Raw genomic sequence first — 16161 nt, forward strand, 5'->3', positions numbered from 1 at the left:
GGGAACCTCCCGTCCGGCTCGGCCGTTGGCCGGGTATGACGCACGTGTTGAGCCCGTTCGACGTAGCGACGCTACGGCCGGACGCAGGCACGCCGCTGCGTCGAACAGTCCAGCCCTCGATGTGGCGCTCGGACGCGCGTGTCGCGCGGGGTCAGCCGGACGGCGGTTGCCGGTTGCACACCGTCACTACTCGTATCGGGGTGATTTCCCCCGGCTCGGGGTCTGTTGCCGGAGCGAAAGCCGAGCTAGCGTGCACCCCTATCAGCGTTCCCGGCACGCGGGGAGGAGGCGAACAGCCCATGACCCTGGCGCCGGATGTGCGCTGAGGACCACCCTCAGCGACTGTCGCGAGAACCGTTCATGACACCGGCGCCGCAGTGATCCACATCATTACTCGCAGAACGCGAGGGAGGTCGTGTATGGACATCGTGGTGAAGGGCCGTAACGTCGAGGTGCCCGAGCACTACCGGGTGCACGTCGAGGACAAACTTTCCCGGCTTGAGCGATACGACCGCAAGGTCATTCGCTTTGACGTGGAGCTCTTCCACGAGCCGAACCGCAGGCAGTCCAAGAACTGCCAGCGCGTCGAGATCACCGGCAAGGGGCGAGGCCCCGTCGTGCGCGCCGAGGCGTGTGCCGGCGACTTCTATGCAGCACTCGACACTGCGGTCAGCAAGCTCGAGAACAGACTCCGCCGGATGCATGACAGGCGGCGCGTGCACTACGGACGGCGCGGCACGATCTCGGTTGCCGAGGCGACCGCCGTCAACGGGCTTGGCGAGATGGTGGCCGTTTCCGACGACCTCAACGGGCAGGCGCAGGGCCAGCAGTTCGCGCGGACCGCGCTGCTGGAAGCCGCCCCGGAGTCGGCTGACGGCGAATACGACGGCACATCCGAGGTGCCGGAGCAGCGGTGGGACGACGGGCTCGACGACTACCAGCCCGGCCGCATCGTGCGGGAAAAGGAACACCCAGCCAAGCCGATGACCGTCGACCAGGCCCTCTACGAGATGGAACTGGTCGGACACGACTTCTACCTGTTCGCCTGCTCCGACTCGGGGCGGCCGAGCGTGGTCTACCGGCGGAAGGGATTTGACTACGGCGTGATCAGGTTGGCCTGACGCCGAGGCGTGCAGAGCCAACGACGCCACCCGCCGACCCAGCGCACCCTATGCGCTGGGTCGGCGGCGTTCTGCGCCCGGTCGCTCCCAGGTCATGCCCCCGGCGAGGCCAGTCGAAACGTCGTCGAGACGCTCACGTCCCGCCGCCAGAACGCCCATCGGGCGCCGTCGAGGCGTCCGCGAGCACGCTTCCCACCTGTGTCTGTGCGCACACCTGGCGGACTTGCCTACGATGGGATACAGAGTGCGGCCGTGGCACCCCGCTGCGGCCGCCCCGAAAGGCGCCCATCCCGGGCGCGTCGCGATCAGGTAGTGAGGTCGACCGGATGGTGCTGTCCCGACTGCTCCGCGCTGGCGAGGGCAAGATGCTCAAGCGCCTGCGCAACATCGCAGCGCACATCAACACGCTCGAAGACGACCTCCTCGACCTGTCCGACGCCGAACTGCGGGCCAAGACGGACGACTTCCGCAAGCGGTACCAGGACGGCGAGTCGCTCGACGAGCTGTTGCCCGACGCGTTCGCCGTCGCCAGGGAGGGCGCCAAGCGCACCCTCGGCCAGCGGCACTTCGACGTCCAGCTGATGGGCGGCGCGGCCCTGCACCTCGGGCAGATCTCCGAGATGCGGACCGGTGAGGGCAAGACGCTCACCTGTGTGCTGCCCGCCTATCTCAACGCCATCTCCGGCAAGGGCGTCCACGTCATCACGACGAACGACTACCTGGCCAAGCGCGACGCGGAGTGGATGGGCCGCATCCACCGCTTCCTCGGCGTGTCCGTCGGCGTGATCCTCTCCGACATGACGCCCGAGCAGCGGCGGGCCGCCTACAACGCGGACATCACCTACGGCACCAACAACGAGTTCGGGTTCGACTACCTGCGCGACAACATGGCGTGGAACCTGAACGACTGCGTGCAGCGCGGCCACAACTTCGGCATCGTCGACGAGGTCGACTCGATCCTGATCGACGAGGCCAGGACGCCGCTGATCATCTCCGGCCCTGCCGACCAGTCCTCCCGCTGGTACCAGGAGTTCGCCAGGCTCTCGCCGATGATGAAGAAGGACACGCACTACGAGGTCGACGAGCGCAAGCGCACCGTCGGCATCAGCGAGGTCGGCGTTGCCTTCGTCGAGGACCAGCTCGGCATCGACAACCTCTACGAGGCCGCGAACACCCCGCTGGTCGGCTACCTCAACAACGCGTTGAAGGCCAAGGAGCTCTACGCCAAGGACAAGGACTACATCGTCCGCAGCGGCGAGGTCCTGATCGTCGACGAGTTCACCGGCCGCGTGCTGTCCGGTCGGCGGTACAACGAGGGCATGCACCAGGCGATCGAGGCCAAGGAAGGCGTCGAGATCAAGGCCGAGAACCAGACGCTGGCCACGATCACGCTCCAGAACTACTTCCGGCTCTACGGCAAGCTCGGCGGCATGACCGGTACCGCCGAGACCGAGGCGGCGGAGTTCCACCAGACCTACAAGCTGGGCGTGGTGCCCATTCCCACGAACCGGCCGATGCAGCGCAAGGACGAGGCCGACCTGGTCTACAAGACCGAGGAGGCCAAGTTCGAGGCCGTCGCCGAGGACATCCTCGAACGGCACGAGAAGGGCCAGCCGGTGCTGATCGGCACCACCAGCGTCGAGCGGTCCGAGTACCTGTCGAAGCTGTTGGTGCGCAAGGGAGTCCCGCACGAGGTGCTGAACGCCAAGCACCACGAGCGGGAGGCGCTGATCATCGCGAACGCCGGCCGCAAGGGCGCCGTCACGGTGGCCACCAACATGGCCGGCCGAGGCACCGACATCGTGCTGGGTGGCAACCCGGACATCATCGTCGACCACGAGCTGCGCGAGCGCGGGCTCGACCCGGTCGAGGACGCCGACGAGTACAACGCCGCGTGGCAGGAGCTGCTCGAGCAGCTGGAGGCCGAGCTCAAGGCCGAGGCCGAGGAGGTGCGCGAGGCCGGTGGTCTGTACGTGCTCGGCACCGAGCGGCACGAGTCCCGCCGGATCGACAACCAGCTCCGCGGCCGGTCCGGTCGACAGGGTGACCCCGGTGAGTCGCGGTTCTACCTGTCGCTCGGCGACGAGCTGATGCGGCGGTTCAACGCCGCGATGGTCGAGGCCGTGATGAACCGGCTGCGGGTGCCCGAGGACGTGCCGATCGAGCACAAGATGGTGACCAGGGCGATCCGCAGCGCGCAGACCCAGGTCGAGAGCCAGAACTTCGAGATCCGCAAGAACGTCCTCAAGTACGACGAGGTGATGAACCAGCAGCGCAAGGTGATCTACGCCGAGCGCCGCCGGGTGCTCAAGGGCGAGGATCTGTACCCGCAGATCGAGCACATGATCGACAGCGTGGTCGGCGCGTACGTCGATGGTGCGACCGCCGACGGGTACGCGGAGGACTGGGACTTCGACCAGCTGTGGACGGCGTTGAAGACGCTGTACCCGCCGACGCTGCGGTGGCAGAGCCTGGTCGAGGGTGACGAGGACGTCACCAGGGAGTCGCTGAAGGAAGCGGTCGTCGCTGACGCGTTCGAGGCGTACGCGAGGCGCGAGGCCGACATCGACGGCCGGATCGGCGAAGGCGCGATGCGCGAGCTGGAGCGCCGGGTCGTGCTGGAGGTGCTGGACCGCAAGTGGCGCGAGCACCTCTACGAGATGGACTACCTCAAGGAGGGCATCGGGCTGCGGGCGATGGCGCAGCGCGACCCGCTGATCGAGTACCAGCGCGAGGGCTTCGTCATGTTCAACGGCATGCTGGAGGCGTTGAAGGAGGAGTCGATCGGATTCCTGTTCAACCTCCCGGTCGAGCCTGCCGAGCCCGTCGAGCAGGCCCCGCAGCAGCCGCCGGTCCAGATCCCGCCCGCGTTGAGCGGCAACGCAGCGCCGGCCGGCACGAAGAAGCCGGCCAAGGGCGGCAGCAGGTCGCGGGCGCAGCAGGTGGCGGCCGAGGCCGCGGCCAACCAGGCCGACGACGAGCCGCTCGCGTCGCCCGGCCCGGCCATCGCGCAGCTGTCGACCGGCACCGCGATCCCGCCGGCCCTGCGGGGTAAGGGGCTCGACGAGCACCGGCAGCAGAAGCTCACCTACAGCGGCCCGAACGAGGACGGCGGGGTCGCGTCGCGGGACGGCGAGGACGAGGACGGCGGCCAGCAGGGCGGCACCCGCAAGGCACGCCGCGCAGCCGAGCGAGCGCAGGCCAAGGCCGACAAGAAGCGCCCCCGCTAACGTCAAGTTCAAGGTGACGGCCCAGCGCCCAGTGGCGCTGGGCCGTCGCCATATGCAAACCCAACCACCGCCCACACGAACCCGCCCGCCACCCGCGCGTGGCCGACTGCCGTGCGCGCGTGGCCGTCCGCCGCCCGCGCGGACCCGGCCATCGTCCGCGCGCGGGCGACTGCCGTGCGCCTGGCCGACCGCCGTGCCCGCGTAGCCGACCGCCCTCCACTCGTGGCTGGCTGCCGCCTACTCGTGGCCGACCGCCGTGCGCGCATGGCTGGCTGCCAGGTGCGCGGAGCTGACTGCCGCGTGCTCGTGGTCGACCGCATCCACTCGCGGCCGGCTGCCGCCCACTCGCGGCCGACCGCCGTGCCCGCGTGGCTGGCTGCCGTGCGCGCGGAGCTGACTGCCGTGGGCTCGTGGACGACTGCCGTCCGCAATTTGGCGACCGCCGCGCGCACGTGGCTGGCTGCCGTGCCCGCGTAGCCGACTGCCGTCCACTCGTGGCCGACCGCCGCACGCACTCACCCGGCTCACCCGGCTCACCCGGCTCACCCGGCTCACCCGGCTCACCCGGCTCGCCGGCCCCGTCGGGCCCGGCCTACCCATCACCCACGATCGCGAACTCGGTGCAGATCCACCTCGTGCCGCGTTGTTCGGCGCGGGCCGCCAGCGCTCTGATGCGCCTGCCTCGGCCTGCCGTGCCCGCCAGCTCGACCACGCCCGGCGCAGGATGGCAGGCGCGCACTCGGTGCAGCCGCCAGATCTGTCGATCCTCGGTCCGGACACAGTGGCCATGCCCGTGGCCGTGCACCTCGCGGCGGATCGCGTCGTGCACCGAGTCGGCCACCAGGCCCCTCAACTGGGGCATGGTGCGTCGGCCGTCCAGCGTCTCCAGCACGGCCGAGAGCAGGCGCCAGGCGATCGGGCCGGTGAGCGGGGGCGGGGCCTCGGGCTCGTCCGGTGGCAGCACAGTGACGAGGGTTGGGCGCGGGGCGGTGCGCGTGGGCCGGTGGTGGGTGGTCGGCGGCTCGTAGGTCCGCAGTGGTCGCAGCATCGGTGGGCTCCTCGGTACGGCCGACCCGATCGGAGCCGGCTGGATACCGAGCGCGCCGCCCGCCCCACGCGTACCGATCTCACCCCATCTAGTGATGCCTTGGCGGGGCGATGCCGTAGCTTTTTACCGTGCTGCGCGCCCTGATCATGGACTACGGCGGTGTGTTGACCGATCGCGGCGACGAGGTCTCCGACGAGCCGCCGCTGTTCGGCGCGCTGCGGGCGGCCCGGCGGCACGGACTGCGCACGGCGCTGCTGTCCAATGCGGACGGTCGCGGAGCTCCCCGGCCGGCGTGGGCGGACCTGTTCGACGTGATGGTGCTGTCCGGCGAGACCGAGTTCGCCAAGCCGGACCGACAGATCTACCTGCTGACCGCCGATCGCCTCGGGCTTCACCCGGAAGAGTGTGTCTTCGTCGATGATCTGGCCGTGAACGTCCGGGGCGCCGCCGCCGCCGGCATGGTCGGCGTGCACCATCGGTCCGTCGAGATCACCCTCGAAGAGCTGGAAACACTATTCGCGGTACCCCTCAAAGGGTGATGAAGGGCGTTGTGCTGACCCCCTGCAATGACCTTTCACCTGCCCGGTGAATTGCCGGTGAATCGATCACTACGTACGCTCGGTGACGCTGGTATTCGCAATAGAAGGGGTTTCCATGCGAAAGCTTGTCGCCGGTGTCGCGGCTGCGCTGGCCGCTCCATTGTTCCTTTTCGCCAGCGGTACTGAGGCGTCCGCCGATCAGCAGAACTACCCTGTCTACCCGCCCGGCTATCCGCAGTGCGCACCCTCGCAGTACCTGCTGTTCAACGGGGAGGGAGTCTCGATGACCTGCGGGTACGGGCCCACCCCGTACTACCGCGTCGTGGCGCGCTGCGTCTCCGGACTGACCGAGTGGACGGCATATGGGAACCTCGCGTCGACCGGTTTTGGTCCTTCGTCGGCCGAATGCCGTGGAGTGCTGCTGGGCTCCGCGCGAATGATTGACTACCACGTGGACTGGAGCTAATTCCGTCGAATTCTCGGAGGCGGCCAGCGACTCGCGGTCGCTCCCGATGAGATTGGGTCAGGTCGATGCACGGGCCGGGTCCGTCACGCGGGGCGTGGCGTACCCGGCCTGGCTCGTGTCCGTGTTCTTTCGGGTCAGCGGGCGGTTCCCCTGCGCACGAGTTCGAAGCACAGCACGGCCGCGGCGCTGGCCACGTTCAGCGACTCGACGCCGGCCGACATCGGGATCGACACCCAGCCGCTGACGTGCTCGCGGACCGGGTCGGTGACGCCGGCGGTCTCGCTGCCGAGCACGAACGCCGCCCGTTCCGGCAGGTCGGCCTCGAAGAGCGACTCGCGGGCGTTGGCGTCCAGCGCGAAGAGCGGGTAGCCGGCCGCCCTGAGCGTGGCCGCCGCCTCGCCTGCGGTGCCGCAGCGCAGCACTGGCGCGCGGAACGCGACCCCGGCGGACGCCTTCACGACCATGGGGTCGATGCTCGCGACTCCCTTGCGGGGCACCACGATCCCGTCGATGCCGGCCGCCGTGGCGGTGCGCAGGATCATCCCGACGTTCGCCGGCGTGGTGATGCCGTCGAGCAGGAGGACGCCGCGTGGCGGCACGTCCTCGTCGAGGGCGGCCGAGAGCGGGCGCATCCTCGGGGCGACCACGTCGGCGAGCACGCCCTGGTCGTGCCGGCCGTTGCCGGCCAACACCTTCACGCGCTGCGCGGTCGCCCTGCGCACCTCGACCCCGCGCCGATCGGCCGCCTCCAGGATCTCCCTGGCCGCAGGCCCCCTGGCGTTGTCGGCCAACAGAACCTTGTCCACGGCGAGGTCAGGATCGTCCAGCGCCTCCAGCACCGGCTTGCGCCCGTACACGGTGACAAAGCGGTCCTTGGGTGAGATCTCCACCCAAGGAGCCTACTTCGGAGCGGGGCAGGCCAAGCTTTGTGACGGCGCGGTGCGCGAGTTCGCCGTCGACCCCTGCTTCACTTCGTGACGGCGCGGTGCGCGCGAGTTCGCCGTCGGCCCCTGGAGGCGCAGGAGGGCGACGGAGCGAAGCGGAGTCGCCCGAGAAGCCGAAGGGGCCGACTTGAGGCGAACTCGCCGGCCGAGCGGAGCGAGGCCCAAAAACACAGGTAGTCCAGAAACCGGGCAGGGAGCGAAGCGAGTCGCCGGCCAGAGCGTCGTCCTCACCTATCAAACGGCCCGAGCGCCCCACCCAAAAACCGCCAGAGCGTCGCCCCCAAGACACCTCACAAAGCACTCAAGTGACCCATGTCACTCCGCCATGCGGCCCAACTGTGGCGGCCGACACACCCAGCCGGATTGGTTCGCATGGGTGTAGTTCGGCGCCAGGTCTTGCGCAAGAGCTGATCATCATGATGATCGTCACATGGGAATGCGCAGCGTTGCGTGTGATCACCATCTGCTAGCCAGTGGCCAGGACGCGGACGCCTTCATCCGGTCCGACGGGTTGCTGGTGAAGCGCAGTCGGGACGGCGCCTCGCTGGAGCGGGAGGCTGAGCTGCTCCGCTATCTGCGCACGCACGACATTCCCGTGCCGCGCGTCGCGGGCGGCTCCGGTCCCGAGCTGGTCATGGAGTACGTGCCGGGGCCGACCATGGCGGAGGAGCTCGACCGACGGCCGTGGCGCGCCGCCGCGATCGGGCGCGACCTCGCCCGCCTGCACCGCGCCCTAGACGCCGTGTCGCCGCCGGACCAACTTCCCTTGCACGCCAATGCCAACCACAACGCCAACGGCAACAAGAACGGCCTACTGCACCTAGACCTACACCCCGGCAACGTCGTGCTAGGCCCGGAGGGCCCTGTCGTCGTCGACTGGGCCAACGCGGCCCGCGGCGACCGCAGGATCGACGCCGCGCTGAGCTGGCTGGCGATGATGATCGGCAGGCTGCGGCCGCTCGGCACCGCCGTGCGCTGGACGCTGGTGCGGTCGTTCCTGTCCGGGGTGGACCGCGCGGTGCTCCAGGCGATGCCGGCCGCCGCCGAGATCCGGCTGGCCAGCCACCACCGCGACCAGGCCGAGCAGGACGCCGTGCGCAGGCTGCTTGAGCGGTGCCGCCAACACTCCTGACTGTGCCGGATCAAGAGCTGACTGTGTCAGGATCAAGAGCATGTCGGACCGCCTCTCCGCGCTGGACGCGTCGTTCCTGTACTTAGAGGAGTCGACGACGCCGATGCACGTCGGCGGCGTCGCGGTGTTCCGCAGGCCCAAGGCGGGCTTCGACTACGACCGCCTCGTCGACCTGATCGAGCAGCGGCTCTCGCTCGTCCCCAGGTACCGGCAGAAGGTGCTGCACGTCCCCGGCCGGTTAGCCCGCCCGGTCTGGGTGGACGACCCCGACTTCGACGTCACCTATCACGTGCGCCGCTCCGCGCTGCCCAAGCCGGGCACCGACGCCCAGCTGCACGATCTCGTCGCCCGCCTGATGTCCCGCCCACTCGACCACACCCGGCCGTTGTGGGAGACCTACCTCGTCGAGGGCCTCGCCCGCAATCGCACCGCCGTGATCACCAAGACGCACCAGGCGCTCGTGGACGGCGTCGGCGCGATCGAGATCGGCCAGGTGATCCTCGACGTCTCCGCGACGCCCCGCGCCCAGCCGGAGAACCTCTGGATGCCGCGACCGACGCCGAGCCCGGCGCAGCTGGTGCTCGACGCGGTCGCCGAGGTCGTGCAGCGGCCGGGCGAGCTGGTGGAGAACGTCCGCTCGGCCGCCCAAGACGCGGTCGCAACGGTGCGCAAGACCGCCGACGCCATCGGCGGGGTCGCCTCGGCCGTGCGCACCGCCGCCCGCCCCGCGCCGGGCAGCCCGCTGAACGTGCGGATCTCCCCGCAGCGCCGCTTCGCGGTCGCCAGGACGAAGCTGGACGACTACCGCGCGGTGCGCAGGACGCACGGCGGCACCGTGAACGACGTGATCCTGTCCAGCCTGTCCGGCGCGCTGCGCACCTGGCTGCTCTCGCGCGGTGAGGCGGTCACCGCCTCGACCACCATCCGCGCCATGGTGCCGCTGTCGGTGCGCGACGCCGACTCCGCGGGCCTGCCGGTCGGCACGATCAACCGGGTCGCCGCGTACCTGGTCGACCTCCCGGTCGGCGAGCCCAACCCGGTGGTCCGCCTGCACCACGTCAGCCACGCCATGCGCGCGCACAAGGAGTCCGGCCAGTCGGTGGCCGCCGACGCGCTGGTCCGCGTCTCCGGGTTCGCCCCGCCGACCCTGCACGCCCTCGGCGCGCGGGCCGCCAGCTCCTTCTCCAAACGCATCTTCAACCTGGTGGTCACGAACGTGCCGGGCCCCCAGGTGCCGTTGTACGCGGCGGGGGCGAAGATGACCGAGATCTTCCCGGTGGTGCCGCTGGCCAAGAGCCAGGCCCTGGCAATCGGCGTGACCTCGTACGATGGAGGTGTCTTCTACGGCCTGAACGCCGACCGCGACGCGATGTCCGATGTGGACGTCCTCGCCGGGATGGTGGAGGAGTCCGTGGACGAGCTGGTCGGAACGGTGTCCGGGTGAGGTTCACGTTGGGGTTGATCCCCGACAGGGGGTTGGTGATGGCACCGTGAGGGTTTACGTCCCGGTCACTGTGGCGATGCTGCGCGAGCTGGTCGACACGGGTGAGCTGCACGCGGTCGGTCGCACCGCGTTCGCGCTCACTCCGGCGCTGCGCGAGTCCTACGCCGCTGGCGACACCGAGGAGCTGGAGTACGCGGCCATGATGGACGCGGCGCGCGCCTCGCTGCGGCTGCTGGCCGCCGAGCTGGAGAACGACGAGAAGGCCGCGCCGAGGCGGGCGGTGGTCTCGGTGGACGTCGAGGACGCCGCGCTGCGCCCCGACCTGGACTTCTCGGTGGTGAAGCTGTCCGGAGCGGTGCCGATGAAGCTGGTCGCCGCCGTGCACATGGACACCAGCGACGCCGAGGACGCCGTGCGCGCCGCGGCCGAGGTGATCGACGCCGCCGACCTCGGCGACCCGGACGCCGAGTTCGTGCTGGGCAGCGCCGAGGACCACGAGCTCGCCTGGTACGCGGCCCAGGAACTGCCGTTCCTGCTTGAGCTGATGTAGCGGCGCGCCAAGGACCACGAGCTAGCCGGCCTGCCGACCGTCGGCGGTCGCCTGCCGAACGGCAGTGGTCACCTGCCGACCGTCGGCGGTCACATGCCGTCGGCGGGCTCCCACAGCTCCACGCGGTTGCCCTCGGGATCGACACACCAGCCGAACCTGCCGTACTCGGAGTCCTCGGTGTGCGGCAGCACCTCGACGCCCCTGGCGCGCAGCCTGACCAGCAGCTGGATCAGGTCGTCCACGCGCAGGTTCAGCATCGCCTTCTGGCCCGGCTCGCCGAGGTACTCGGTGCCCTGCGGGAACAGCGCCAGCGTGGTGCTGCCCGGCTGGTCGTCGGTGGCGCAGTCGGCCCAGTGGAACGTCACGGTGCCGTGCTCGCTCATGGCCAGCCCGAGATGGTCCCGGTACCAGGACGCCAGCTTGCCCGGATCCCTGGAACGCAGGAAAACCCCGCCGATTCCGGTGACCCGCGCCATCACGACTCCTCACCAGGGCTGTCGCCGTCAGACGGTCGGGAACACAGCCGTCACCGGTCGGTCGACCCAGCCGGCACCGGTCGACGCAGCCGTCACAGGCGGCGACCCTACTACCGGACCCCCAACCGACGGGAGGCTCTTGATCGGCCGGATTTCCCGCACCGTGCCACGATGAGGCTGCCGAGAACTCCACGTCGAGGGAGGCGAGCAGCGCGGTGGATGCCATCACGTCCGTCCCTGATCCGGTCAACGAGCCAATCCGCTCCTACGCGCCGGGCAGCGCGGAACGGGCGTCGCTGGCCAGCAGAATCGCCGAGCTGGAGGGCGTCGAGCACGAGCTCGACATGACCATCGGCGGCGCGCGGCGGATGGCGGGCGGCGACCGTGTCCAGGTGGTCCAGCCGCACGACCGGCACCACGTGCTCGGTGTGACGGCGCAGGCCACCGCCGAGGACGTCGGCGCGGCCGTGCAGGCGGCCAAGACCGCCGCCCCCGCCTGGCGGGAGCTGCCGTTCGACGAGCGGGCCGCCGTGCTGCTGCGCGCGGCCGACCTGCTGGCCGGGCCGTGGCGGGACACCCTCAACGCGGCCACGATCCTCGGCCAGTCGAAGTCGGTGCAGCAGGCGGAGATCGACTCGGCCTGCGAGCTGATCGACTTCCTGCGCTTCAACACGCACTTCGCCAGGCGGCTGCTCGCCGAGCAGCCCGAGTCCAGCCCCGGCATCTGGAACCGGTTCGACCACCGGCCGCTGGACGGCTTCGTCGTGGCGATCACGCCGTTCAACTTCACCGCGATCGCCGGCAACCTGCCGTTGGCGCCCGCGCTGATGGGCAACACGGTGGTGTGGAAGCCGTCGCCGACCCAGCAGCTCGCCGCGCACGTCACCATGCGGCTGCTGGAGGCCGCTGGCCTGCCGCCCGGCGTGGTCAACATGGTCACCGGGGACGGCGCGGCGGTCAGCGAGGTCGCCCTGACCGACCGGGACTTCGCCGGCCTGCACTTCACCGGCTCCACCAGGACCTTCAAACACCTGTGGCGGTCCATCGCCGAGCACCTGGACCACTATCGCGCCTACCCGAGGATCGTCGGCGAGACCGGCGGCAAGGACTTCGTCGTCGCGCACCCGTCCGCGGACCCCGAACCGCTGGTCACCGCGCTGGTGCGCGGGGCGTTCGAGTACCAGGGCCAGAAGTGCTCGGCGGCGTCGCGGGCCTACGTGGCGCGCTCGCTGTGGGAGGGCGGCGTGCGGGACCGGCTCGCCGACGTCACCGGCTCGCTGTCCTACGGCGACGTCACCGACTTCGCGCACTTCGGCGGGGCGGTGATCGACGGGCGGGCCTTCGGCCGGCACAGCGAGCTGTTCGAGCGGGTGCGCAACGAGCGCGAGGTGGACATCCTCGTCGGCGGGGTGGCCGACGACCGGGTCGGCTACTTCGTGCAGCCGACGGTGCTGGTCGGCGACGACCCGCACCACGAGGTGTTCACCACCGAGTTCTTCGGCCCGATCCTCGCCGTGCACGTCTACGACGACGCGGACTACCCGAAGGTGCTCGACCTGGTCGACACCTCGACCCCGTACGCGCTGACCGGCGCGGTGTTCGCCACCGAGCGGCGGGCCGTCGAGCAGGCGCACCGCGCGCTGCGGTTCGCCGCGGGCAACTTCTACGTCAACGACAAGCCGACCGGCGCGGTCGTCGGCCAGCAGCCCTTCGGCGGCAGTCGCGGTTCCGGCACCAACGACAAGGCCGGCTCGATCTTCAACCTGCAACGCTGGATCAGCCCACGCTCGGTCAAGGAGACGTTCGTCCCCCCGACCACCCACACCTATCCGCACATGGGCTGACCATGTCCCGAAGGAACCCTCCAAGACATCACTCGGTCACTTCGTGGGCAGCTCGCCGATCTGGTCGGCAGGCGGGATGGCGACCGTGACGTCCTTGCCCCAGTCGGCAAAGGTGATCTTGGTTGTGGTCTTGGCCTTGCCGGCGATGTCCTGGACCATCGAGAACTGCACCGGCAGGTCGTCCTTGTCCAGCCACATCTCGTAGGGCAGCTCCGTGACGCCGGCCTGCGTGAGCTGCTTGATCCCGGCCTTCATCGTCGCGTCGTCCGTGAGATCGACCAGCTTGGCGAGATCGACGCTGATCGTGTACTTGCGGGTCGCGATCCCGTCGACCTTCTCCTCACTGGTCTGCGTGATCGTGGCCGCGCCGGACTTGAGGTACTTGAGCTGCTCGGCGGGGTCGGCCGACTTCTCGATCTGCTTGGCCATCGGGGCAAGCACCTTGGAGAGGGGATCGGTGCCGTCCTGGCTGATCTTGACCCACGGCTTGTCGGCCGGCACGCCCGCCGAGGGCGGCAGCTTCATGTAGAGGACGCCGGCCTGGTAGGCCATGGCGAACGACTCGTCGCCGCCGGGGCCGCCGGGGCCGCCGGACGTCTTGTAATCCAGGCTCATGGAGATCCCGGAGGAGGAGTGCTTGGCCGCGCCGTCCATCTGGACGTTCTGGCCGCCCTTGCCGGGGACCTCGACGTTGACGGCGCCCTTGAGCCGGTAGCTCCCCTTTGTGCTGAGCATCTCGGTGGTGCGCGTCGAGATCTCGGCGATCGTCCTGGCCGGGATGGCGCCGCCGGCCTGGTTCCCGGCGGAAGCCACCTCGGAACCCGACTGCTTGGACGCGGAGTTGCTCGCGCTGCCGGCCGTGGCGCTGCCGGCGGTGGTGCTCGAACCGCAGCCGGCCAGGCCCGCCACCGCGAACAGCGCGAACCCGGCGATGACTGTCCTACGCATGGAACTGCCCCCAGAAATATGACCCGTGAACTGACAAAACGCCCAAGTCTATGTCAGGTCAGTCGGCATACTCGTCGAGGCCCGCACGCGACGCGAGCAGCCTGCGCAGCGACGCCAGCCGGCCCTCGGTCGCCCCGCCCTCCGTGACCAGCGTGTCCAGGTTGCAGTCCGGGTCCTCCGGCGCGCCGAGGTGCCCGCAGCCCGACGGGCACTCCTCGGCGGCCTCCGCCATTCCGGGAAAGGCCGCGACGATGTCGTCCGGGGTGATGTGCGCGAGGCCGAACGAGCGGATGCCGGGGGTGTCGACCACCCAGCCGCCCTCCGGCAGCGGCAGCGCGATCGCGGCCGTCGAGGTGTGCCGCCCCTTGCCGACGGCGCTCACCGCGCCGATCGCCCGGTGCGCGTTCGGGAGCAGCTTGTTCACCAGTGTCGACTTGCCGACACCGGAGTGCCCGACGAGCGCGGACAGCCGGTTCACCAGGCGCTCGCGCAGCTCGTCGGGCTCGTGGTCGAACCGCGTCACGATCACCTGGAGGTCGAGCTCGGCGTAGGCGGCCAGCAGCTCGTCCGCGCTGGCGAGGTCCGCCTTGGTCAGGCACAGCACGGGCGTGAGCCCGCCGGCGTAGGACGCGACGAGACAGCGGTCGATGAACCCGGTGCGCGGCGGCGGATCCGCCAACGCCGTGACGATGATCAGCTGCTCGGCGTTGGCGACCACTACCCGCTCGAACGGGTCGGTGTCGTCGGCGGTGCGGCGCAGCACGCTGGTGCGCTCGGTCACCCGCACGATCCTGGCCAGCGTGTCCGGCTGCCCCGAGGTGTCGCCGACCAACCCGACCCGGTCGCCGACCACGACCGGCGTGCGGCCCATCTCCCTGGCCCGCATGGCGGTCACCAGCCGCGTCGGGTCCTCGGCCAGCGCGCAGGTCCAGCGGCCCCGATCGACCCCGACGACCATGGCGGCGTCCGCGTCCGCGTGCTCCGGCCTGCGCTTGCTGCGCGGTCGCGAACCGCGCCCCGGCCGCACCCGCACATCGGACTCGTCCAGCTTCCGCCAGTCCCGGGGGCTCATCTCAGGACACCTCCGCCCGGTGTCCACTGTGGACCTCGGGGTCCAGCATCCTCGCCCACATGCCGGGGAAGTCGGGGATCGTCTTGGCGGTGCTGCCGACGTCGTCGACCACCACCCCCGGCACGACGAGGCCGATGATCGCGCCCGCCGTGGCCATTCGGTGGTCGGCGTAGGCCCGCCACGGGCCGCCGCGCAGCGGTCGCGGCCTGATCACCAGGCCGTCCTCGATCTCCTCGGCGTCGCCGCCGAGCCCGTTGATCTCGGCGGCCAGCGCGGCCAGCCGGTCCGTCTCGTGGCCGCGCAGGTGCGCGATGCCGCGCAGCCAGGTCGGCCCGTCGGCCAGCACCGCCAGCGCGGCCACCGTCGGCGTCAGCTCGCCGACGTCGTGCAGGTCGATGTCCACACCGGACAGTCGGTCGGGGCCGGTGACCGTCAGCCCCGCGTCCGTCAGTTCCACGGCGCAGCCAAGCTGGGCCAGGATGCCGCGGATCGCGTCGCCGGCCTGGTCGGTCTCGGTCGGCCAGTGCGGCACGGTCACGCGACCGCCGGTCGCCGCCGCCGCGGCCAGGAACGGCGTGGCGTTGGACAGATCCGGCTCCACCCGCCACCGGGTGGCGCGCACCGGGCCGGGCTCGACACGCCAGGTGTTGGCCGAGGAGTCGTCCACCGAGACCCCGGCGGCGCGCAGCATCTGCACGGTCATCTCGATGTGCGGCAGCGACGGCACCGGCTTGCCGTCGTGGTGCACGGTCACGCCGTTGTCGTAGCGCGCGCCCGACAGCAGCAGCCCGGAGACGAACTGCGAGGACGCCGACGCGTCGATGGTCACCGCGCCGCCGGCGAGCCGCCCCCCGCCGTGCAGGGTGAAGGGCAGCGCGTCGCCGGTGATCTCCGCGCCGAGCGCCCGCAGCGCGTCCAGCACGGTGTTCATGGGGCGCACCCTGGCCTGCGGGTCGCCGTCGAAGCGCAGCTCCCCGTCGGCGAGCGCGGCGGCGGGCGGCAGGAAGCGCATCACCGTGCCGGCCAGCCCGCAGTCCACCTCGGCGGGACCGCGCAGCGGGGCGGGCTCGACCAGCCAGCCGCCGTCGGCCAGGTCCGTGACGCCCGCGCCGAGCGTGCGCAGTGCCGCCGCCATCAGCAGGGTGTCCCTGCTGCGCAGCGGGGCGTGCAACGTCGACGGCCCGTCCGCCAACGCGGCCAACAGCAGAGCCCTGTTGGTGATGGACTTCGAACCGGGGACCGGCACCCTCGCGCGCACCGGGTTGCCGGCGATCGGGGCCGGCCACTGCTGCATCATGGGGTGATGATCCCGCACCCGGCCGGCCGATGAGGGATCGGCCGGTGGGA

15 protein-coding genes are annotated in these 16161 nt (G+C 70.5%); 9 read left to right on the forward strand and 6 right to left on the reverse strand.

Features of this window, described 5'->3' with window-relative positions:
• The first annotated feature begins 419 nt into the window (after nucleotides 1–419).
• From hpf to F0L68_RS19335, 3 genes are all read left to right on the forward strand, one after another.
• Nucleotides 420–1121, forward strand: coding sequence for a ribosome hibernation-promoting factor, HPF/YfiA family (gene hpf / locus F0L68_RS19325; protein WP_149851001.1), 702 nt, complete (start codon nucleotides 420–422; stop codon nucleotides 1119–1121).
• 326 nt (nucleotides 1122–1447) lie between these two features.
• Entirely contained in the window at nucleotides 1448–4351 is a 2904-nt protein-coding gene (secA, locus tag F0L68_RS19330) for a preprotein translocase subunit SecA (RefSeq protein ID WP_149851002.1), read from the forward strand.
• A gap of 264 nt (nucleotides 4352–4615) precedes the next feature.
• On the forward strand, nucleotides 4616–4828 hold the full coding sequence (locus F0L68_RS19335) for a hypothetical protein (RefSeq protein WP_149851003.1): 213 nt from the start codon (nucleotides 4616–4618) through the stop codon (nucleotides 4826–4828).
• Between the two features lie 115 nt (nucleotides 4829–4943).
• Here the strand turns inward: F0L68_RS19335 and F0L68_RS42480 are convergent, their stop codons facing one another.
• Nucleotides 4944–5399: an Rv3235 family protein gene (locus F0L68_RS42480; protein ID WP_188316678.1), complete on the reverse strand. Its 456-nt coding sequence runs from the start codon at nucleotides 5397–5399 to the stop codon at nucleotides 4944–4946.
• 128 nt (nucleotides 5400–5527) lie between these two features.
• Between F0L68_RS42480 and F0L68_RS19345 the strand changes: the two genes are divergently transcribed.
• Together F0L68_RS19345 and F0L68_RS19350 are read left to right on the forward strand one after the other, a co-directional pair.
• Nucleotides 5528–5938, forward strand: a complete 411-nt coding sequence (locus tag F0L68_RS19345) for an HAD-IA family hydrolase (RefSeq protein ID WP_223198940.1) — start codon at nucleotides 5528–5530, stop codon at nucleotides 5936–5938.
• A gap of 115 nt (nucleotides 5939–6053) precedes the next feature.
• A complete protein-coding gene (locus F0L68_RS19350; protein ID WP_149851005.1) occupies nucleotides 6054–6404 on the forward strand; it encodes a hypothetical protein in 351 nt (116 codons plus the stop codon).
• Between the two features lie 134 nt (nucleotides 6405–6538).
• Here the strand turns inward: F0L68_RS19350 and F0L68_RS19355 are convergent, their stop codons facing one another.
• Nucleotides 6539–7294, reverse strand: coding sequence for a TrmH family RNA methyltransferase (locus F0L68_RS19355; protein ID WP_149851006.1), 756 nt, complete (start codon nucleotides 7292–7294; stop codon nucleotides 6539–6541).
• Between the two features lie 490 nt (nucleotides 7295–7784).
• On the opposite strand from F0L68_RS19355, the gene F0L68_RS19360 reads away from it, so the two are divergent.
• From F0L68_RS19360 to F0L68_RS19370, 3 genes are read left to right on the forward strand one after another with little or no spacing between them, the layout of a single operon-like run.
• Nucleotides 7785–8480 carry a phosphotransferase gene (locus F0L68_RS19360; protein WP_223198950.1) on the forward strand — a complete coding sequence of 232 codons (696 nt, stop codon included), beginning with the start codon at nucleotides 7785–7787 and terminating at the stop codon, nucleotides 8478–8480.
• A gap of 40 nt (nucleotides 8481–8520) precedes the next feature.
• On the forward strand, nucleotides 8521–9924 hold the full coding sequence (locus F0L68_RS19365) for a WS/DGAT/MGAT family O-acyltransferase (RefSeq protein ID WP_149851008.1): 1404 nt from the start codon (nucleotides 8521–8523) through the stop codon (nucleotides 9922–9924).
• 46 nt (nucleotides 9925–9970) lie between these two features.
• The gene (locus tag F0L68_RS19370) at nucleotides 9971–10474 is read left to right on the forward strand and encodes a DUF6912 family protein (RefSeq protein ID WP_149851009.1); all 504 of its coding nucleotides are present in this window, start codon (nucleotides 9971–9973) and stop codon (nucleotides 10472–10474) included.
• Nucleotides 10475–10563: 89 nt separating this feature from the next.
• Here the strand turns inward: F0L68_RS19370 and F0L68_RS19375 are convergent, their stop codons facing one another.
• A complete protein-coding gene (locus F0L68_RS19375; protein ID WP_149851010.1) occupies nucleotides 10564–10950 on the reverse strand; it encodes a VOC family protein in 387 nt (128 codons plus the stop codon).
• A gap of 215 nt (nucleotides 10951–11165) precedes the next feature.
• On the opposite strand from F0L68_RS19375, the gene pruA reads away from it, so the two are divergent.
• Nucleotides 11166–12794 carry an L-glutamate gamma-semialdehyde dehydrogenase gene (gene pruA, locus F0L68_RS19380; RefSeq protein WP_149851011.1) on the forward strand — a complete coding sequence of 543 codons (1629 nt, stop codon included), beginning with the start codon at nucleotides 11166–11168 and terminating at the stop codon, nucleotides 12792–12794.
• A gap of 36 nt (nucleotides 12795–12830) precedes the next feature.
• Here pruA and F0L68_RS19385 read toward each other — a convergent pair whose 3' ends face one another.
• The 3 genes from F0L68_RS19385 to aroA are packed head-to-tail and all read right to left on the reverse strand — an operon-like array spanning nucleotide 12831 to nucleotide 16111.
• A complete protein-coding gene (locus tag F0L68_RS19385) occupies nucleotides 12831–13742 on the reverse strand; it encodes an SCO4651 family lipoprotein (RefSeq protein ID WP_149851012.1) in 912 nt (303 codons plus the stop codon).
• A gap of 58 nt (nucleotides 13743–13800) precedes the next feature.
• On the reverse strand, nucleotides 13801–14814 hold the full coding sequence (rsgA, locus tag F0L68_RS19390; RefSeq protein WP_149851013.1) for a ribosome small subunit-dependent GTPase A: 1014 nt from the start codon (nucleotides 14812–14814) through the stop codon (nucleotides 13801–13803).
• A gap of 1 nt (nucleotide 14815) precedes the next feature.
• On the reverse strand, nucleotides 14816–16111 hold the full coding sequence (aroA, locus tag F0L68_RS19395; protein ID WP_149851014.1) for a 3-phosphoshikimate 1-carboxyvinyltransferase: 1296 nt from the start codon (nucleotides 16109–16111) through the stop codon (nucleotides 14816–14818).
• Between the last annotated feature and the right edge of the window lie 50 nt (nucleotides 16112–16161).

Origin of the sequence: Solihabitans fulvus (genome assembly GCF_008386585.1) — a bacterium.
Taxonomy (GTDB): domain Bacteria; phylum Actinomycetota; class Actinomycetes; order Mycobacteriales; family Pseudonocardiaceae; genus Solihabitans; species Solihabitans fulvus.